Source organism: Streptomyces sp. NPDC059224 (genome assembly GCF_042754285.1).
Lineage (GTDB): Bacteria > Actinomycetota > Actinomycetes > Streptomycetales > Streptomycetaceae > Streptomyces.
Map to the genome: position 1 here is coordinate 39,213 of NZ_JBHZAN010000010.1, position 20,609 is coordinate 59,821.

General features: G+C 67.8%; 12 protein-coding genes. 9 read left to right on the top strand and 3 right to left on the bottom strand.

All coding sequences use genetic code 11. From position 1 onward, the window contains the following. Positions 1 to 21 precede the first annotated feature (21 nt). From ACFXI4_RS12500 to ACFXI4_RS12530, 7 genes are read left to right on the top strand one after another with little or no spacing between them, the layout of a single operon-like run. Positions 22 to 3,000 (top strand): helicase-related protein, encoded by a 2,979-nt coding sequence (locus ACFXI4_RS12500; RefSeq protein WP_384989834.1) that lies wholly within the window; start codon positions 22 to 24, stop codon positions 2,998 to 3,000. Beyond that, positions 3,000 to 7,070: an Eco57I restriction-modification methylase domain-containing protein gene (locus ACFXI4_RS12505; RefSeq protein WP_384989836.1), complete on the top strand. Its 4,071-nt coding sequence runs from the start codon at positions 3,000 to 3,002 to the stop codon at positions 7,068 to 7,070. The genes ACFXI4_RS12500 and ACFXI4_RS12505 overlap by 1 nt, the downstream gene beginning before the upstream one ends. Continuing rightward, positions 7,067 to 8,725 (top strand): hypothetical protein, encoded by a 1,659-nt coding sequence (locus ACFXI4_RS12510; RefSeq protein ID WP_384989838.1) that lies wholly within the window; start codon positions 7,067 to 7,069, stop codon positions 8,723 to 8,725. The genes ACFXI4_RS12505 and ACFXI4_RS12510 overlap by 4 nt, the downstream gene beginning before the upstream one ends. 5 nt (positions 8,726 to 8,730) lie before the next feature. After that, positions 8,731 to 9,405 carry a hypothetical protein gene (locus ACFXI4_RS12515; RefSeq protein ID WP_384989840.1) on the top strand — a complete coding sequence of 225 codons (675 nt, stop codon included), beginning with the start codon at positions 8,731 to 8,733 and terminating at the stop codon, positions 9,403 to 9,405. After that, a complete protein-coding gene (locus tag ACFXI4_RS12520; RefSeq protein WP_384989842.1) occupies positions 9,402 to 11,516 on the top strand; it encodes an Hsp70 family protein in 2,115 nt (704 codons plus the stop codon). Before ACFXI4_RS12515 ends, ACFXI4_RS12520 begins: the two co-directional genes overlap by 4 nt. Positions 11,517 to 11,518: 2 nt before the next feature. Beyond that, positions 11,519 to 14,515 carry a GTPase gene (locus tag ACFXI4_RS12525; RefSeq protein WP_384989844.1) on the top strand — a complete coding sequence of 999 codons (2,997 nt, stop codon included), beginning with the start codon at positions 11,519 to 11,521 and terminating at the stop codon, positions 14,513 to 14,515. After that, complete coding sequence (locus tag ACFXI4_RS12530) at positions 14,508 to 16,250, top strand: GTPase (protein ID WP_384989845.1); 1,743 nt, start codon at positions 14,508 to 14,510, stop codon at positions 16,248 to 16,250. The genes ACFXI4_RS12525 and ACFXI4_RS12530 overlap by 8 nt, the downstream gene beginning before the upstream one ends. A 60-nt stretch (positions 16,251 to 16,310) precedes the next feature. Here ACFXI4_RS12530 and ACFXI4_RS12535 read toward each other — a convergent pair whose 3' ends face one another. Beyond that, positions 16,311 to 16,496 (bottom strand): DUF397 domain-containing protein, encoded by a 186-nt coding sequence (locus ACFXI4_RS12535; RefSeq protein WP_384989846.1) that lies wholly within the window; start codon positions 16,494 to 16,496, stop codon positions 16,311 to 16,313. Then, the gene (locus tag ACFXI4_RS12540; RefSeq protein WP_384989848.1) at positions 16,493 to 17,377 is read right to left on the bottom strand and encodes a helix-turn-helix domain-containing protein; all 885 of its coding nucleotides are present in this window, start codon (positions 17,375 to 17,377) and stop codon (positions 16,493 to 16,495) included. The genes ACFXI4_RS12535 and ACFXI4_RS12540 overlap by 4 nt, the downstream gene beginning before the upstream one ends. Before the next feature lie 274 nt (positions 17,378 to 17,651). Between ACFXI4_RS12540 and ACFXI4_RS12545 the strand changes: the two genes are divergently transcribed. Next, positions 17,652 to 18,305, top strand: coding sequence for a class I SAM-dependent DNA methyltransferase (locus ACFXI4_RS12545; protein ID WP_384989850.1), 654 nt, complete (start codon positions 17,652 to 17,654; stop codon positions 18,303 to 18,305). A 341-nt stretch (positions 18,306 to 18,646) separates the two neighbouring features. Then, on the top strand, positions 18,647 to 19,990 hold the full coding sequence (locus ACFXI4_RS12550) for an endonuclease domain-containing protein (RefSeq protein WP_384989851.1): 1,344 nt from the start codon (positions 18,647 to 18,649) through the stop codon (positions 19,988 to 19,990). Between the two features lie 69 nt (positions 19,991 to 20,059). On the opposite strand, the gene ACFXI4_RS12555 is transcribed toward ACFXI4_RS12550, so the two are convergent. Beyond that, complete coding sequence (locus ACFXI4_RS12555) at positions 20,060 to 20,596, bottom strand: hypothetical protein (protein ID WP_384989853.1); 537 nt, start codon at positions 20,594 to 20,596, stop codon at positions 20,060 to 20,062. Positions 20,597 to 20,609: the final 13 nt, after the last annotated feature.

Below are 20,609 nucleotides of genomic sequence, written 5' to 3' on the forward strand. Positions count from 1 at the left end.
CAGAAGGATTTGACGATCGTTATGGCATTCACGTTCTCTGCCGGATCCTTGGTGAAGGCCCGTGGCCGCGAGTGGGTGGTGCTCCCCGAGAGCGAGCCCGACCTGCTCGTCCTGCGCCCGCTCGGCGGCTCGGACGACGACATCGCCGCCGTGCTCCCGTTCGAGCCCGTCGAGGAGGCCCGCTTCGCGCCGCCCGAGCCGGCCGACCTCGGCGACCAGCGGGCGGCGGGACTGCTGCGTACGGCCCTGCGGGTCGGCTTCCGCTCGGGCGCGGGCCCGTTCCGCTCGCTGGCGGGCATCGCGGTGGAGCCGCGCGCGTACCAGCTGGTGCCGCTGCTGATGGCCCTGCGCCAGAAGACGGTACGCATGCTGATCTCCGACGACGTCGGTATCGGCAAGACGATCGAGGCGGGCCTGATCGCGAGCGAGATGTTGGCGCAGGGCGAGGCCAGCGGCTTGGCGGTGCTCTGCTCCCCGGCCCTGGCCGAGCAGTGGCAGCAGGAACTGCGCGGCAAGTTCGGCATCGACGCGGAGCTGGTCCTGTCCTCGACGGTGTCGCGGCTGGAGCGCGGCCTGGACCTCGGGCAGTCGTTGTTCGACAGGTACCCGAACGTGATCGTGTCGACGGACTTCATCAAGTCCACACGCCACCGCGACGACTTCGTGCGGCACTGCCCCGACCTGGTGATCGTCGACGAGGCGCACACGTGCGTGGCCGCCGACGACACCTCGGCGAGCGCGCAGAGCCAGCTGCGCTACGAGCTGCTGCGCCGGGTGGCGGCGGACGCCGAGCGCCATCTGCTCCTGGTGACGGCGACCCCGCACAGCGGCAAGGAGTCGGCGTTCCGGAACCTGCTCGGGCTGGTCAAGCCGGACCTGGCGCACGTGAACCTGGAGTCGGAGACGGGCCGGAAGCTGCTCGCCCAGCACTTCGTGGCCCGCAAGCGCGCGGACGTACGCCAGTACCTCACCAAGGAGGACGGCCTGGCCGACGACTCCCTCGCCGAGCGCACCGCGTTCCCCTCGGACCGCTTCTTCAAGGACGAGACGTACAAGCTGTCCCCCGAGTACCGGGCCCTGCTGGACGACGCCATCGCCTACGCGAGCGAACGCGTCGAGGAGGCGGGCGGCCAGGGCAGGCGCGAGGCCCGTATCGCCTGGTGGTCGGCGATCGCGCTGCTGCGCTCACTGGTGTCGTCGCCGGCCGCGGCCGCGCAGACCCTGACGACGCGCTCGGCGGCGGCGATCGCGGCGTCGGCGGAGGAGGCCGACAAGCTGGGCGCCCCGCTCAACAGCGACGCGGCGGACAGCGACGCGCTGGAGGGCATGGACGTGGCCCCGGGCGCGGAGACGGACGAGGGGGCCGGCGAGGGGGCCGACGAGGGTCCGGTGAAGTCGCGGCTGTCCGAACTGGCAGCCCTGGCAGCCAAGTTGAAGGGCCCGGAGAAGGACCTCAAGCTGAAGGCGCTCATCAAGCACCTCAAGGCGCTGCTGGCCGACGGCTACAACCCGATCGTCTTCTGCCGCTACATCCCGACGGCGAAGTACCTGGCCGAGCAGCTGGAGAACGACCCGGAGACCAAGAAGCGCGGCCCGCTGGGCGCGAAGACGGTCGTCAAGGCGGTCACCGGCGAGCTGTCCCCGCAGCAGCGCATCGAGCGGATCGAGGCACTGGCGGCGGAGGCCGGCGAGGACGCGGCGGCCCGTCGGGTCCTGATCGCGACGGACTGTCTGTCGGAGGGCGTGAACCTCCAGCACCACTTCGACGCGGTCGTCCACTACGACCTGGCCTGGAACCCGACCCGCCACGACCAGCGCGAGGGCCGCGTGGACCGCTACGGCCAGCGCCGCGACGAGGTCCGCGTCATCACCCTCTACGGCGACGACAACGGCATCGACGGCAAGGTCCTGGAGGTGCTGATCAAGAAGCACCGCCAGATCAAGAAGGACCTCGGCATCTCGGTCTCCGTCCCCGACGAGCTGTCGACGGGCGTGACGGACGCGATCGTGGAGTGGCTGCTGATGCGCGGCCGGGAGAACGAGGACGCGCTGTTCAGCGCGGACGCGTTCAAGGTCAGCAAGGAGAAGCTGGAGAGCGACTGGAACTCGGCGGCGGAACGCGAGCGGACGTCCCGTTCCCGGTTCGCGCAGCGCTCGATCCATCCGGAGGAGGTGGCCCGCGAGGTCGCCTCGATCCGGGAGGCGCTGGGCGGGGTGGGGGAGGTCCGGACGTTCGTGCGGGAGGCGCTGGGTGCGCTGGGCGCGGTGCTCCGCGGTGACGCCTGCGCCGAGGACTTCACGGCGCAGGTCGGCGGCACTCCGGCGGGTCTGCGGGACGCGCTCGCGCCGGTGGTGGGCGTGGAGGTCGTCGAGAAGGACCGCGAGATCCCGTTCCGGAGCGATCCGGCGGTGGCGCGGGGGGAGGCGGCGCTGGTCCGCACGGACCCGGTGGTGGGCGCGCTCGCGTCCCACGTCCTCAACGCCGCGCTGGACACCCAGGCGGAGGGCGCCCGCCCGGCCCGCCGCTGCGGGGTGATCACGACAGACGCGGTGACCACGAGGACGACCCTGCTCCTGGTCCGCTACCGCTTCCACCTGACCCTGCCGTCCCGCAGCGGCGAACGGCAGCTGGTGGCGGAGGACGCGCGCCTGCTGGCGTTCGAGGGTGCGCCGAAGAACGGGGCGTGGCTCGCGCCGGAGCAGGCGGCCGCCCTGCTGGAGGCGACGGCGTCGGAGAACACCGACCCGCACTTCGGGGAGCGCACGATGACGCGCATCCTCGGACAACTGCCCGACGTCAACGGCTATCTGGACACCTACGGCGACGAGCTCGCCGCCGAACTGGACGCCGCCCACCGCCGGGTGCGAACCGCCTCCGGCGAGATCGTCCGGGGCCTGTCGGTCACCGCCCAGAAGCCCGCCGACATCCTCGGCGCGTACGTCTACCTGCCCGCCGCCGCTTCTGCTTCTGCTTCTGTTCCGGTTGGAGTGTCCGCCTGATGTCCGCCACCACCCGCAACCAGGTGTTCACCGCCGTCCACACGGTCGGGGGGCTGCTGCCGGCCGACATGCTGGTGCGGATCTCCGAGGGCAAGGACGTCCCGGGTTCCAAGCCCGCCGACTACGGCCTGCCGTCGTCCCGTTCGGTGCGGGACGAGGCCGAGCGCAGCTGGGAGTACCTCAAGCCGCTGTGGCGCGAGCTGCGCAAGCGCCTGCCGGAAGACCGGGAGACGGGCGTCCCCGCGAGTGACCCCACCGGGCTCGCGGAGAACGACTGGCTGACCCCGCTCTGGCGGGAACTGGGCTTCGGCCGCCTCACGCACATCGGTGCGGCAGGCATCACCGCCGACTCCGACGCGGAGAAGAAGTTCCCGGTCTCCCACCGCTGGCACCACGCCCTCATCCACCAGGCGGCCTGGAACACCGAGCTGGACAAGCGACCGGGCGGCGCCGGCACGGTTCCGCCGCAGTCGATGCTCCAGGAGTGCCTGAACCGCACCGAGGCCCACCTGTGGGGCGTCCTGACCAACGGCCGCCAGGTCCGCCTGCTCCGCGACTCCAGCGCGCTCGCCACGGCGTCGTACGTCGAGTTCGACCTGGAAGCTATCTTCGACGGCGAGCTGTTCAGCGAGTTCGTGCTGCTGTACCGGCTGCTGCACGCCTCGCGGTTCGAGGTGGCGGAGGGGGCGGCGCCGTCGTCCTGCTGGCTGGAGAAGTGGCGCACTGAGGCCATCGCCTCGGGCACGCGCGCCCTGGACCAGCTCCGCAAGGGCGTCCAGGAGGCGATCACCGCGCTGGGCACCGGCTTCCTACGGCACCCGGAGAACACGGCGCTGCGGGAGGACGTCCGCCCGAAGCCGCTACAGGCCGCCCTGCTGCGCATGGTGTACCGCCTGCTCTTCGTCTTCGTCGCCGAGGACCGCGACGCGCTGCTGTCGCCGGGTGCGGACGGTATTGCGCGCGAGAGGTATGAGACGTACTTCTCGTCGGCGAGGCTGCGGGCGCATGCGCGGAAGCGCCGGGGCACGGCGCACGGTGACCTGTACGAGGCCCTGCGGATCGTCCTCACGGCACTCGGCGACGAGAAGGGCCACCCCGAGCTCGGCCTGCCCGGCCTCGGCGGCCTGTTCAACGACACGGAGGCGGACGCCCCGCTGCACGACCTGAAGCTCTCCAACGAGGCCCTGCTGACGGCCGTACGGCACCTCTCCCAGGTCCGCGACGGCAGCTCGGGCCGCTGGCGGGCGGTGGACTACCGGCACCTGGACGCGGAGGAACTGGGCTCGGTCTACGAGTCCCTGCTGGAGCTGGAGCCGAAGCACAGCGCAGCCGACCGCACGTTCACGCTCGTCGAGTTGGCGGGCAATACCCGTAAGACGACGGGCAGTTACTACACCCCGTCCTCGCTGATCGAATGCCTGCTGAACTCCACGCTGGACCCGGTGATCGAGGATGCCGTACGGCGTGGTGAGGAGGAGGCGGCGCGATCGGGCGCAGCCGATCCGGCCGATGCGATCGTCAAGGAGCTGCTGTCTTTGACGGTTTGCGACCCGGCGTGCGGCTCCGGGCACTTCCTGGTGGCGGCGGCCCGCCGCATCGCCAAGCAGGTCGCGGCTGTCCGGGAACGGAACCCGGAGCCCACCCTGGACGCGGTACGCCACGCCCTGCATGAGGTCGTCGCCCGCTGCATCTACGGCGTCGACCTCAACCCGATGGCCGTGGACTTGGCCAAGGTGTCCTTGTGGCTGGAGGCGCTGGAGCCGGGCAAGCCGCTGAGCTTCCTGGACGCGCACGTAAAGCACGGCAACGGCCTGATCGGCGCCACGCCCAAGCTGCTCCGCGACGGCATCCCCGACGAGGCGTTCATCGCGACGGAAGGCGACGACAAGAAGCACGCGAAGGCCCTGGAGAAGATCAACCAGCAGGAGCGGGTAGGCCAGGGCAGCCTGTTCGACCTGGGCGGGGAGGCAGTCAGCGTCACCAACACCGTGTTCGCCAGCGGCCTGCGCTCTATCACGCTGGCCCAGGCGGAGGAACTGACCGACGTCCGCCGGCAGGAGGACGCGTACGGGAAGTGGACCGGCTCGTCGGACTACCAGCGGGCGCTGCGTGTCGCCGACGCTTGGTGCGCGGCGTTCGTGTGGCTGAAGACACCGGAGGCGCCTCGGCCGGTGACGTACGCGGTGTTCAAGGCGCTGGAGGATCCGAGCGGTCAGGGTGTGGCTGCGGAGACCAAAGAGGAGATCAAGCGGCTGCGTAAGCAGTTCTCCTTCTTCCACTGGCACTTGGAGTTCCCAGAGGTGTTCTCTGTCCCGGAGGACGGCCGGGGTGTTTCGCCGGACACCGGTTGGGCGGGGGGCTTCGACTGTGTCGTGGGGAACCCGCCGTGGGACAGCGTGGAGTTCAAGGAACAGGAGTTCTTCGCGCAGCGTGCGCCCGAGATCGCGGAAGCATCCCGTACGGCCGTACGCAAGAAGATGATCGAGACACTCAAGGACTCACCGGACACTGTGTCGCTGTACGAGGAGTTCGAGGCAGGCAAGCGGAAGGTGTACGCAGAGAGCCACTTCCTGCGGCGGTCGGGCCGGGTTCCGCTCACGGGTCAGGGGAACCTCAACACGTACGCGGTTTTCACGGAGACGGACCGGATACTGCTCGGGCCGAAGGGGCGGGCCGGGGTGATCGTCCCGACCGGTATCGCCACGGACGCGCGGACGCAACATTTCTCCGGTGATCTGGTGCGGCGTGGGGCTATTTCGGTGTTGTACGACTTCGAGAATGCAGTGCCCCTCTTCCCCGGCGTGCATCGTTCGTTCAAGTTCAGCATCCTCTCACTGGTTGGTCGATCCCTTCACGTACCGGCGGCTCGATTCGCGTTCTTCTTGCAGGACCCTGCCGAATTGGACGGCACAGATAAGGTATTCCCACTGACGCCGGAAGAAATCGAACTCCTCAACCCGAACACCGGGACACTTCCAGTGTTCAGGTCTCGGCGCGATGCCAATATTGCGATCCGGATTTATCGACGCGTCCCGGTTCTCATCAAGGAGGGCACACCGAAGGGAAACCCATGGGGGCTGTCATTCTTGCGCATGTTTGACATGTCACACGAGTCTGCGCTCTTTCATAACCGGACAGAACTTGAGAGCGACGGCTGGGCTGGCCGCGGTAACACGTTTACGAAGGAATCTTCGGTCATGCTTCCTCTGTATGAGGCTAAGATGGTCGACTTTTTCAATCACCGAGCTGCAGATGTAGTGCAGAGTGGCACAGCCAAGCAGCGACAGAATCAACCACGCTACCTGACCTCAGAGGACCTTCAGGCAAGGTCGCGTGTGGTCATGCCCAGCAATTGGGTATCCAGCCGTGACGTCGCGCGGAAGGTCGAATCTCGATCCTGGAACAAGGACTGGTTTATCGGCTGGAGAGATGTGACCAGCCCAACAAATGAGCGAACAGTCATCGTCAGCATGATCCCAATGGCTGCGGCAGCAAATAGCCTACCCGTGTCTCTAATGTCAGAGGAACATACCCGTCAAGCGGGTGCCTTCATCGCCTGTCTGAGCTCATTCGTTCTAGATTTCACAGCGCGACTAAAGGTGGGCGGGCTGCATCTGAATTTCTTCATCTGCAACCAACTTCCGGTCCTCCCACCTCAGTCACTAGAGCGCCATCACTCCTTCATTCAGCAACGATTCCTTGAGCTTTGCTACACGGCTGACGACATGACGCCATTTGCTCGCGACCTGGGCGACTCAAACACACCTTTCCAGTGGGACGAAGCGCGTCGCGAGGCCATCCGAATCGAGCTCGACGCCCTCTTCTTCCACCTCTACGGAATCTCCCGTGAAGACGTCAACTACATCCTGGACACCTTCCCCATCGTCCGCCGCAAAGACGAGGCGAAGTACGGCACGTACCGCACGAAGGAACTGATCCTCGCCGAGTACGACCGCATGGCCGCCGCCGGCCTCACTCTGGATAACCCGCTCGTCGAAGGCGAGAACTACACCTCCACCCTCACTCCGCCCCCCGGCCATGGCCCCCGGCACGAAGGAGCCGGAGAGTGACGAGTCCGCCGCCAGTCGGCGGGGTGGGGCAGCCGGTGTCGGGGGCGCGGGCCGAGGCGGTTGCACGGGAGCGGGAGCGGCTGAGGGCGCTCAGGGAGCGCCGGGAGGCCCAGAGCGCTGACACGGGGGTCGACGGGTTCACCGTACGCAGGTGGCGGAAGGTGGGGGTGTTCGGAGTACAGGCGGTAATACAGGCCCACGCTCTGCTCCGACAACTGGCCTCCCTCGCAAACGACGCGACCCACGACGCCCTGGCCGACGCCCTGCGCGACGAACCGGACGAGCGGCTGCTGCCTGCCGTGCGGACCGTCCTGGAACGGGCCGACTCAGCCACCGTCGCCGCGACGCTTACCGCGGTTCACGCGGGCGGCTTCCTGTGGCTGTCCGAAGTCGGGGAGCAACGACTCACTGCCCTGACTGCGGGCGACGGCACGCTCGCCGTATCCGGGAGCGAGGACCCCTCCGGGGCCTTCGCCCTTCTCACGGCGTTCGCGACGGATGGCACGGCCACCTTCCCGCCCCGGATGCTGCCGCGTGTGCTTCCCTGGATGCCGCTGAGCATCCTCGACGACCTCATCGACGCCGGGGCGGTCGGCCCCGAGCACCAGCCCTGGCAGTACCGGGCCGAGGAGGCGGAGCATGCGTACCTCAAAGCCCGGTTGGTTCCTGATGAGGTGACCACCGAGCAGGCAACTACGCTGGAGTGGACGGCCCGGCAACGGCGGGAAACGTTCCTCGCCGGGGGCGAGCCGCTGTCCTCTGCCGGCGACGTCTACGACCTCTTGGAGCGCGTCGCCGACGGCGACGCCTCGGTGGTGAAGGAGCTCGAAAGGGAGCTGCCGCGCGAGCTGGTGCTCCGGCTGCGTCGGCTCATGGACGGGGTCGCTGTCGGCAACTGGGACCGGGACATCTGGGAAGACCGGGGTCTGTGGAGGCTCATCTTCTCCCTGTGGGAGCCCAAGGCCGCCGTCAATCCGTCGCGGTCGCCACTGCACGCGCTCATGGCCCTGCGTCAGGCCTACGACCTGCTGTGCCTGAGCGACCTCGCCCGTGCGTCGTCCCAGATAGACAAGCTGGTGTCGTTCGAGACCGCTGACCCTGCCTACCGGGCCGAGGCCCTCAACTTCCAGGCGTACACGCTGCTGCTCCGGGAGGAACTGGACGCGGCGGCCGCCCTCCTGAAGGGGATCAGCGGATCGCACGAGCTGGCCGAGGCCAACCTCCGCATGGTCGAGCGGCGTCGGGCGGTTCCCCGTAACGACAGACCGGCAGCGTCCAACCCCTATCTGGACCTCGGGCTGCCGCATGGCGCGCCGAGCTGGGAAACCCGGTACCGGGACCTTCGCCGGGAGCATGTGCACGACGTGGACGCAAGCGCGCGGCTCAACAGCGCGATGAAACGCATCAGAGACGCCCAGCGCGACGAGGACTGGTCCGGCTTCTTCGTGCTACCGCTCGACCTAGACGTGTTCGACCTTCCGGACGAGGTGCCGGTCACACTGGTCCCGCCCCTGGCGCCGCTGGCCAGACGAACGGCACCCCAGTCCTCCGAAAGCCTGGCGCTCGTGCGACAGCAGGCGGTGGCGGATCTGCTGCCGCATCTACTCAGCGGGCACCGGCGCCCCGATCGCAACGCAAGGATGCACACACAGTGACCCACGTGCCCCGCAGACTGCGGCGAACCTCCGAGGCGCCCAAGCAGGAGCCCCGCAAAGGGAACAACGGCCTCAGGCGCCGTCGGGAGAAGCAGCGGGCGGCAGACGATGCCTCCAAGGACACCCCGCTCGCCGATCGCCCCAAGGAACAGAAATCCACGGCGGCCCCCAAACGACACACTCCCAAGGACTCCCCGCGCACCTACCGCCCCGAGGAGCTACTCAGCCCTCATATGCTGCTCTCCCGTTTCACCGAGCGGGCGACCGACCTCCTGACCGCTGTCCCGGAGGAGGGGCGCCTCACGCAGGCCGCTGTGACGGCTGCCTTGCGTCAGGCCGTTCTGGACGCGTTCCGCTCTCGGGAGGAGTACGTGGCCCGCATGGTCGAGGTCGATCTGCTCGCCGGCGCGCCCAACCAGAGTGCAAGTTCGCTTCGGAAGGGCATCCGTACCGCCTTGCTGGACCAAGGTGTGCGGTGCGTGGACTCACCTGACGGCCAAAGCGAACTCTTCGTGGTGGTGGAAGGCGACGGTGAGGCGTTCGAGGTGCTGCGCCCGGCCTACGTGGACCAGGCCACCGGCAAGCTGGTGCTCTCCGGACAACTGCGCCGCCTGCCCGGGGCAGACGGAGGAGACCACTCTGCCGGGGACGACGAGGCCACGAACGGGGAGGGCATGTGACCGCCACCGGGATCGACTTCGGCACCACCAATTCCGTGGTGGCCCAGTGGCTGGGCGACGACGCCGACGTGCTGCTGCTGGACGCCCACCACATCGACGCCGACTGGCGCCATCCCGGCTTCGAGTACCTCTTCCCGTCGGTGGTGGGCATGAGTTCGCTGCGTCGGGGAGCGTTGTTCGGCTGGGAGGCCAAGCTCCGCTCCGAGGAGGCGGCCGAGGCCTGCAAGCGGCTCCTCAAGAGCGACGAGTACGTTGTGATCCACGGCCGCAGGTTCGCGGCCACGACGGTGGCCGCCGGTGTCTTCCAGGCCATGCGCAAGGGCGCTGAGCACAACCTTACCGCCATCGATCAGGCCGTGATCACCGTGCCCGCCAACGCCACGGGTGCCGCGCGCTATCGCACGCGCGCCGCCGCGCAGTTCGCGGGCATCGACGTCCTGGCGCTGCTCAATGAGCCGACGGCAGCGGCCATCTCGTACGCGTACGGGCTCAAGCATGCGCCCGAGCTGCAAGACGTTCGCACCATCCTGGTCTTCGACTGGGGTGGCGGCACGATCGACGTCACCGTGCTCGACTACCAGGACGGGTTCTTCGAGGAGCTTGCGTCACGGGGTGTGACCGAGCTGGGCGGTCTGGAGATCGATCGCCGCCTGCGTGACCTCGTCCTCGAACGAGCTCCTGCGCGATCGGCGTGGACGCCTGCACAGGAGCGGCAGTTCGGGCTGGACGTGGAGCGCAGCAAGATTCGTCTGTCCTCCGAGGAGTCCGTCACCGTCAGGACTCCGGACGGTGACACCGTCGAGGTGTGGCAGGAGGAGCTGGAGGACGCCATCACCGACCTCGTGGACCGGGCTCTCGCACCGGTCCAGCAGTGCCTCACCGACCTGCATATGGCACCTCTGGACGTGGACGCGGTGCTGATGATCGGCGGCACCAGTCAGATCCCGAGCGTCCGGATGGCGGTCGCCGAGGTCATGCAGCAGCAGCCCGTCGAAGTCGGCGTGTGCGATCCCATGACGGCGGTCGCCCGCGGTGCCTCCATCGCGGCAGCTGTGCTGTCGGGGGAGGCTGACGGCGTGATCCAGGTGGCGACAGGCCATGCCCTGGGCACGGTCGTTACAGACGACACCGGACAGCGGAAGTTCAGTCAGATCATTCCGCGCAACTCACCCCTGCCGTGGAAGGAGCGTAAGAGCTACACGCCGCGCCGGGACAACGCCCGCAGTCTCGCCGTGGAGATCTGGGAGGGTGACCCGGACCGGCCCCTGGATCACCCTGACAACGTACAGTTGACGGACCTCCGTCTCACCTATTCGGATCCCCGGGCTCGTGAGGACTCCCGCTTCCTGCTGGAGTACACGTACGACACGAACGGGCTCCTTCACGTCAAGGCGACCCTTGAACGCACCGGCGAGGAAGTGCTGAACGAGGAGATCAAGAGTTTCAGCTCTGGTGGTCCGACGCCGGCGGTACGCAAGGAACTCGATGATCTGCTCGCGGGCAACACGGTCACCAGGCCGCTGCCGACGCAGACGCGGCAGCGAGCCACGGGCTCGGCGCCTGCGGTGCTCGTGGTAGACGGTTCCAACCTGGCGTGGATCGGCAGGTCGCCAAGACAACCTGGCGTGTACGGCAACGGTGACCGACCGTCCTACGCCCAGCTGCTCTCCGCGCGCGACGCTCTGACATCGCGATTTCCCGACGCCGTACTCCACGTTGTCGTCGACGCCACTTTCAGGCACAAGGTCACGGAGGAAGAACGCGCGGCCGTGGATTCGGCGCTCAACAAAGGGACCCTCATCCAGCCTCCGGCCGGAACCGAGGGTAAGGGCGACGCGCTTGTCACAGCAATCGCGGAGGACACCGGCGGAACCGTCGTCACCAACGACAACTATGCCGAGTTGCAGAACAGATATCCCTGGTTGCGGAACAAGGAACGAGTGCTCGGGGTCACCTTGTCGCAAGGTATGTGGGTTTTCACACCGCGCACCTGCGTGCCGACTCGCCACCGGATCGTACGAGCGGAGGCGCCTCAGCAGTCCCGGGCCTTGATTCCCCCGAGCCCCGGCCCGCTCCCCGAGTTCAGATACCACCGCCCCCACGAGGAGTAGTGGTGAACGACACGGCGATAAATGACACGGCGAGTCTCAGAGCCGAGGTGCTGGCCCTCCTGCTGGAGCCATTGGGTATCGACGCCATAGCCGGGCCGGCTTCACTCGAAAGGCTCGCCAAGGACGTGGAGGCGGTTGCTAAAGCGTGCGGATGTGCCGATCTGCCACCGTCCGGGACCACTCTTCACTGGATATCCGAAGCCGTGGCGGCCTGCGTCGAGGAACAGGAACTGGTCCGTCTGGCAAGGGCTCGGAGCCGGGCTCTGACCCGGAGCGAGGCCAGAGCCCTCCAAGAGCTGATGCGGCTCGAAGGGCTACGACCTCATCTCCAGGCGCTTGAGGGCGTGACGGCGGAAGCGCTTCGGGCGGACCTTGCGGCTGTGGCGCTCGCGGAACGGGTACTGCCTGGAGTCCTTGAGCAGTGTCGTCGTGCGGATCAGGGGTGGCCCGAGGAGATCTGGCGTTCGATCTTTGAGATCGATGTCGATCGCGCGGTGACCGACTTGAGTCGTCACCGTCGAGGCAGCCGGCAGGCGGCAGGCGCACGTGAGCTCGTACTCAAACACAGTGTCTCCACAGCTCGGGACCTGCAGAACCGGGATCTGGTGACGCGGCTTGAGAAGGTGCGGGACTTCATCGTCGCGAAGGAGTCGTACGAGGCGGTTTTGTCCGCCCAACCGGAATGGTGGCGCTGGCTCGGGCCGGACGCGCGGTTCAGGTTCAGAGCGGATCGGCGTGATGCCCTGGTCTGGGCGATCGGGGCTCGCGACATCGGCGCTGTTTCGGGAAGCACATTGGAGATGCTCGCGGACAGCAACGTGAGAGCAGTGATCGAGCAAGGGATCGTGACCGTACCCGTCCGGACGACTGCTTCCCCGGCTGCGCCTGCCATGAGTTCAGCAGCACGGCTCGTCACGGGGCTGCCGGCGGTGGCCTCCCGGACCGACATCAGCGAACTGCGAGCGCTTGAGTCCTATTACGCGCAAGACGTCGAGCTGTTCGACCGTGTGGCAGCGGCAATGGATGCGCGGCGAACCGAACCGGATCTCCGCGCGGCCCTTGAGTCACTGGTCGACGAACTCACCGATTCCTTCGGGGTGGTAGACGCGAGTCGATCGGCCTACCGCGATATCCAGTCCGCCCTCTGGGTCGAAGTTGAGCCTCACCTTCAGCGAACGTCGTACTCCGCGCACGCGACGGAGAACGAGCCTCTTGTCGGGGTCATCAGCCGCATCGGGGCGCTCGAACGCGAACTGCGCGATGCATTACGGGACATGCCTGCGGTGAGAGGCAAACTGGTCGTGGCCATCGCCGGAAGAACCAAGTCCGGAAAGACTACGCTCCGGAAAGCCCTGACTCGCGACGCGGACCGAACCGGGATCGGGCGAGGCGCGCACCGGACCACACGGGAGACCTCTGCGTTCGAGCTCGGCTCCGTGACCTACCTCGACACGCCCGGCGTCGCCGCGAAGGACGACGACTTCGACGCCCAACGCGCTCGGGATGCGTGTGACAACGCCGACGCGGTCATATGGAACTACGCCGACACGCTTCGCGACGAGGAGTCCGCCGAACTGCAACGACTCCTCCTTTCGGGGAAGCCTCTGCTCGCTGTCGTCAACGTGAAGCGACGAGTCATCGAGCCGGGCCGTCTTCAACTCTTCGCTAAATGCCCAGAGAGAGAGTTCAGGTCGGCGTCGGGTCACGCTGTCCGGATCGAGCAGGTCTCCAAAGCGGTCGGAGTCGCACCACCCGTCATCCTCGCGGTCCACGCCGGTGCGGCGCACGAAGCGCTGTCCACTGCGGACAGCGAGCTCGGAGACAGGGCCTTCCGGGCAAGTAGGCTGCCCGAGCTCGAACAATCCCTCGCACAGCTCCTGGCCGAGCGCGCGATTCCGCTTCGTGCCGTTCGGCTGGCCGAGGGCGTACGAGCACCGCTCGCCGCCTTCCACGACCGGGTGATTGAGGAACTCCCTCAGGTCGGTCTCGCGCTTGGCGAACTTGAACGCTCGGCGCCGAGTCAACAGGCTGCGTTGCTCGAAGCGATCCGGATCGCAGGCCAGAACACACGCGACTGCCTCGAAGTCAGGCGCCACCATGCCAAAGAGGAGTTGTCGGGTGTGGTTCCGAGCCTGGGTGGCGTGGATCACGCGCAGCGATGGAGCGACTTCATTACCGGTCTGGAGCTGGAGGTATTCGCGTCGATCCTCGAGAGAGAGATCGAGCAGGAGATTCGGAAACGGCAGAGGGTTCTGCGCGCGTGGGAAAGCGCCGCGGAGCGGCAGGACGACGAGCGCCTGCATGTACGACAGCGTCCTGACACGACGGTTCGGCGCCGGATCGCGGTGGCTGCTGAGGGGGCGGGGACGGCCATCTTGGGTTCCTTTGCAGCCCGTGGGATCCCCAAGAAGCTCGCTGCGGATACCACCAGGGGCAAAGTTGCCATGGTGACAGTGGGCTACCTGCTGGATGTCGTGGTCGGAGTGGCGAAAGCATTCAGCCGTGAAATTGATCGTGCGGAGCAGGCGAAGCACGAGTGGACGGGCGAGACCGCGGCCGAGGCCGAGGCCAAGCTCGATGAGTTGTTCGACCGGATCGATGCACGGTTGGCACGAATCGTCGATGACACGACGGCGCGAGTCGGCGCCCAGTTCCAAGAGCAGTCCGCGGACATCAGCCGTACACGGGAGCGGTACGAACAGCTCCGTCGGCTGCAGTGGGCCGTGTGGTCCGCCCTTGATTCGATCGACCTCGTACTCGTGCGCCGACTCCTGGATCTTGCCGGTGGGGACCCGGCGGCAATCCGCTCCGTGCGCCGAACGCCAGGAGTCGAACTTCGAGTCTGGACCGAAGCGTGCCGAATCGCGGAAGTGCGGGCGTGCCTGCAGACCCAGCTCGTGAATGTCCTCACCGAGCGGATCGAGATCTGCTCGGATTCCACGAGCCCTGTCGATGCGACCGGCAGCCGCGGAGCGAGCGAAGGGAAAACAGATGGCTGACGGCAATCCGGCCGGCGTGACGGAGAGCGGCGAGGGTCTGACTGCCCACGTGCTGGCGCTGAGTGCACGGGCCGAGCATGTCCTGAGCGCCCACGCCCGTACTCGGGGACTGGTGGCTAACCTTCCCCACGCGGACGCGAGCCCGCTACGCATCGCACTCCTGGGGCCGTATAGCGCCGGGAAGTCGATGCTCATCGCGGCACTGCGCCAGCTCCCGTCGGCTGCTGTCGACGAACTCGTCGACGCGGCACCCAAGACGCATGAGCCGACGCCGCACCAGTGGAACGGCGTGACGCTCGTCGACCTGCCCGGGACGCTGTCGGGCAACGACGAGCATTCCGACGCGGCGCGTCTCGGCGTGCGTGGTGCGGACGCGCTGATGATCGTGACAACGAGCGAACTACCGGGTGAAGCGGAGACCGAGGCGATTCTGAAAGCGCTCGACAATGACGGGTTCGCTGACCGGAGCGTCGTCGTCGTCAACAAGATGAACGCCGAGAACAGTGATCGCGACGTCATCCTCGATGAGATTCGCGAGCGACTCGGCCCCTTTGCCGACCGTGTCCCGATCGTGCCGACCGACGCGCGCGACTACGTCGACGCGATCAATGATCCCGACCTCACAGCTGCCCAGCGTGAGTTGCTGTTCTCGGAGAGCGGCATCGACGCTCTTGCAGATGAGTTGCAGAGAATGGTCGCGCCTGGTGTCAGCGATGTCCGCCCAAAGGCACAGGCATTCGAACTCCTCCGGGTTCTGGCAGACGCCGAGCAGAAGTGGGTACTGGACGGCGAGGAACTCGGCGCCGCGGAGACCGCGAAGAAGGTCGAGGACTCGATCTCCCGGGCGAAAGAGGGTGTGATGAGCACCCTGGAGAGGGAGAGCGAGGCCGTCACTTCCAAGATTAAGACAGCGGGAGGTAGGGCAGCTGCGGGCGTCTCGGAGAAGGACGGTGTCGTCCCCGTCGATGTCGAACGTGCCGTCAGGGAGGACCTGATGCGCGCGAGCGCCGAGTTCGATGCCAAGTTCTCCTCGTCGGTGAGGACAGCGTTCGATGTGCTGGTCGCCGAGTACGGAACCGATGTGCCTGAGCCTGAAGCTTGGGCGAACGAACTTGACTCACCCGAGACGACGATCGACGCGTCCCCGGATGGCGAATCGCCGTTTGCACGTGCGGCCTGGGAAGCTGCAGCGGTAGCCGTGAAGACAGGCGCCAGAAAGATGCACGAGTGGATCGGGAAAGCCGCAACCGACGGTAGCGACCAGGGAAGCGCGGCCTCCAACTTCGCGACCCGGATCAACAAGAGCCGGGTGGGCCAGAAGTTGCTCGACGCCGACGGAAAGATCACCAACGGCGTGGGCAAGTTCAAGCCATGGGGTCGAGGCAAGGCAGCCGAGAAGGTCGCCAATACGGCCGGCAAGGTGCAGTGGGTGCTGACGGTCATGGAGTCATTGACCGACGTGCAAAGTGTGGTGCACGACTGGAACGAGCGTAAGAAGCTTGGCGAGCACCGGAAGACGATCAAGCGTCACTTCGACGAAGAGGCACTCAGAACGCGAAGCGCTCTCAACGACTCCGGTACGCAGCACCTCAACGAGTGGATCGTGGAGGTGGAGAAGTCGCTCAGCGGTCTCACGGACCGGGGTACGGAGATCAGCGCTGAGCGCGAAACGGCATTGGGAGCGATCAAGAGCCTCCGTGTCGAGACTGAGAAGCTTGTCAGGCCGACCGGCTGACCCAGCGGCCCGATGTCCCGGCGGTGAACGTGACCACGCGACCGCCGGGACGGACGCGGCTCAAGCCTCCGCCGCGAACCCCACGAACCGCGCCCACTCCGCACGCCCGACGGCGAAGTGCGGGCGCCTCACGTCCTTGGAGTCCCGGACGCATATGGCCTGTTCGGTGGCGGCGACCTCAACACAGCTGTCACCCGAGCTGCCGCTGTAGCTGGACTTGAACCAGGCGAGTTCCGTCGTGCTCATAATTCTCCTCGCAGTCGCTCCAGTAGGCCCCGCGAGTCCTGGGGGTTCAGGGCCTGCGAGCGCAGTGTGTCATAGCGCTGCTGGAGGGTGCGCACCTCTTTGCGGTCGGAGATCAACCGGCCGTTCTCCTGCCCTTCGGAGTACGCCAGCCGCCGCCCTTCCGGCGTCTCCAACAGCTGCACCGAACCGTCCATGCAGGCATGGAACTCGGCCTCGGTCGGCATGACTTGGAGCATCACGTTGGGCGGCGCCGTCAGCTCCAGCACGAGGTCCAACTGTCCCCGCAGCACGTAACGACCCCCCAGCCTGCGCCGGAAGACGGACTCCTCCACGATGAAGTGAAACGGCACCGTCGGCCGGTCGTGAAGCATCCGCTGCCGCTCCAGTCGCGCCTCGATCTGGGCCTCCGTCTGCTCCTCGGTCAGCAGCGGCAGCCGGTTCTCGAACAGGGCCCGCGCATACCCCTCCGACTGCAACAACCCCGGCACCAACCGGCACTCGTACGTGTACAGACTCACCGCCACCCGCTCCAGCCGAGCCCACTGCCGGAACCAAGCCGCCAGCCCCACATCCCCCCGCCCACGCGTCACGTACTGCGACGACTTCCGTAACGCCCCCGTGTTCCCCAGCAGCTCCTCGGACCGCTCCACATACGCCTCGTCCGCCAGCCGTCGCCCCAACTCCACGGACGCGACCGTGTGTTTGGAGTACCGCACCAGCTCCGCGAACTCGGCCCTGCTGTACCCCGCGTGCTCGCGCAGCGCCTGGGCCACCGCCCCGAACGTCCGCAGACTGTCCGAGGGATCGGGCTCACGATCCGGCTCACCGCCGGCCGGCTCGCCGTCGCTGTCATCGGCCATGATGTCGATACCGCCCGTCATACGCGGCCACCTCCCGTTCCGTACCTACGTCACGCACTGTCCGTCGCCCCACGCCCGACGGCACCCAGCGTGACGTAAGGCCTCGCGTACCGTCCACAGAGTGTGTGCGTACGCTGACTCACCGTACGGACCGTGCACCTGGAACGCGCCTGCTCTACGAGACAGCCGAGGCGGCCAAACCCGACCTCCACTGACCCCGGCTACAGTCGCCCCGTCCTCACGGCTCCCCGAGGGCGGGGGTTCCCGCATCCCGACGACGAGAGGAACACCAGCTGTGCCCGTACCGCACGACATCGCCGCCGAGACCGAACTGTGGGACGCCTACGCCGAGTCGGCGTTCAAGGACGACGCCGAGCCGTCGTTCTGCTGGACCCAGTACGCCGGCCACGGCCCCGGACCCGAACTCCTCGGCGGCCCGGAGACCGTGCTGGAGATCGGATGCGGCACCGGCCGTGCCCTCGCCCACCTCGTACAACAAGGCGTCAGGGCCACCGGGGTCGATCTGTCGCCGCGCATGGTGGCGCTCGCGGGCGAGAAGTGGGCGCCGCTCGGGGTGCGGATCGAGCGGGGGGAGATCCTCGACTGGCTCGCCGCAGATGAGGGACGGTACGACGCCGTGTACTCCGTCTTCGGCGCGGCCTGGTTCACCGCCCCGTCCCGCCTCTTCCCTCTCGTCCGCAGGCACCTCCTCCCGGGCGGCGTCTTCGTGTTCTCCCAGCCGCCGGCCATCCCGGGTGCCTACGGGCCGCAGGGCATGTACAAGGGCGGGTTCACGGGGAAGGCCATGTTCACGTACCGGTACAGCTACAGGCCCGCAGTGTGGGAGCGGCACCTGCTCCGAGCCGGTTTCACGTCCGCTGAGGCGCCGGTGGTGGACGCCCCGAAAGCCGGGCACATCGGCACGCTCATCGTCCAGGCCCGCACCTGACAGTCGCGGCCCGGCCCGGCCGGCATCCTCCACAGCCGACCGGGGCCGACTTCACGGCCCGCGGGATGGTCCCGCGAGTGCCACCCCCCTGAGCCGTTCAGGCCTGCGACACGAACCCCACGAACCGCGCCCACTCCGCACGCCCGACGGCGAAGTGCGGGCGCGTCACCCGTGCGCCGGAGAGCGAACGCGGATTCGGCGCACGAGTCCGCCGGGAACTCAGGGCCCCCAGGGCGAGTGCTGACGAACAGATGCTCGGGAACAGGGAGTTGCGGGCGGCGGCCCGGCCGGCCGAGGCGCTTGGGGACCCGTTGCCGCGTCGGCGCCGTTAACCTTGCGGTATGTCAGAGCGTGTCATGCCCGGTCGCGCGGACAGCCTGATCACCCTGGGTGCCGCGGACGCCCTGTGGGTCGATCTGACGGCCGGCAGTGCTGTGCCGACGGCTCCTGGGGCGTTCACCTGCTCTCCCGCCCACGCCCGGGCGGGGTACGTCCTGCTCGGCGGCCAGCTGGTGGCGACGGTGAGGGCGAGCGGCGGTCAGTGGAGTGTTTCGGAGATCGAGGTGCGCCGGGCGGCTGCGGAACTGAACGCGGTCAGAATGGACCGGCAGGACCTGGTCCGCATCGGTCCGTTTCGTGGGGCGCCGAGGCAGGAGGGCGACGAGGAAACGCCGCTGCGCTGGCGCCGGCGCATCACGGGGGAAGTGCAGGAACGGGGCGGCCCCGAGCGAGCGGCACGACGTGAAGTCGGCCGGCCGTACCATCTGGCGGGGATCGACTGGCGACAGATACTCGTGGAGCGGGACCGCGACGGGACGCGGCGGACGTGGTGGCTGCCGCGCGCTGTGGTCAGGCTGCTGGACGCGGCCGAGCACGCGGAGACGCAGTGGGTGCAAGCGGCGCGGACCCGCCGGGCGGACGCGGCCGCCACCGAGCCGCCCTCCCACCCCCGGCAGGCCCGGGACGCCGGCGCCCGGCAGACAACGAGCCCCGAAGGCCCCACCGCCTCACCGCGCCCGTACGACGGAGAGCTGGAAGGTCAGCTGTACTCGGTGCTCAGCAGGAAGCCCGGTACCTCCCGCAGGGTGGCCGGGTGGGTGTGCGCCGTCTGCCGCGGCGGGCCCGCGGCAGTCCTCGACCACTGCCACGAACACGGCTACGTCCGCGCCCCCGTGTGCCAGTCCTGCAACACACTCGAACGTCCCGATCACCTGTACAGCAACGACATCCGCGTGGCCAACCGCTACACACGTCTCTTCCACACCGACACCGAGGACTGGCTGCGCCACTGGCACCGCTGCCCCGGCTGCCGCGCACGCACCACCCTGCCCCTGCCGCACCTCGCCGCATGGACCGCCCACACAGCCTGCCGATCGCTGCGCCCGACCCACCGCGCCCCCGGCGGGCGCAAGCCCTGCGGTGTCCTGCGGGTGTCCTGGACGGGCAGTCAGAACACGCCCCGTTCCTGCCTGCTCACGGTCGCGGTCGACTGCTGCCCCTCCGGCGAGCACCGTGTCCTGGCGCGCGTCCCCTACCGCGAAGCCGCCGAGCGGTTTCGTGTCTGGTTGGCGGAGACGGCCCCCGCCGTGGCCGCCGCGGCCGGTCCTGACCGCCTGGACGGCCTTCCCGCCGAGTCCCGGCCGGTCGTCGCGGACACCAGCGGCGAGGGCCTGGCACTGTTCTGAGCGGGCACGGGAGACCTGACACCGTTCCTGTTCACCGTGGCCCCCGGGCCACTGCCCGCGCTGCCGTCCTCAGCCACGCCGGTCCATTCGATCATGATCAGGGTCGGGCAGTGCGGGCAGCAGCACGACCCCCGCCTCCGCGTACGCGGCGCCGGGATCGGGCCGCTTATGGCGGTAGCCGAGTGCAGTGAGTCGGGCGTCTTCATCCTTGGTGATCCACGCCAGCCGCAAGCCGTCAGAGAGGATCTGCACAATCGCGCCGACGGAATCAGCGTAGGTCAGGGCGTTCACGATCTGGCTGACGGGATTCACGTGCTCGTAGTGGAACACCGCTCGCTTGGGATCAAACCTGGTCTGGGAATGCCACGTCTCCTGTCCCAGGTCGACCCCGATGGCTGCGGCCTGCTCAGCGGCAGCGACGCTGACCTGCGGATGTCGGGCATCGGGTATGAGCATGTCGCAGAGCTTGCGAACGTCGACGGAGACGGACTCCCTCAGTCGGGCTCGCTGGTGCTTGTCGAAATCCAGCTCGTTGAGCGCGCGGGTCTTGTCGAGCAGACCCTGGGCGAACGGGCGACAGATGTAGGCGAAACGAGTGGTGACCACGACAGATCCCGTT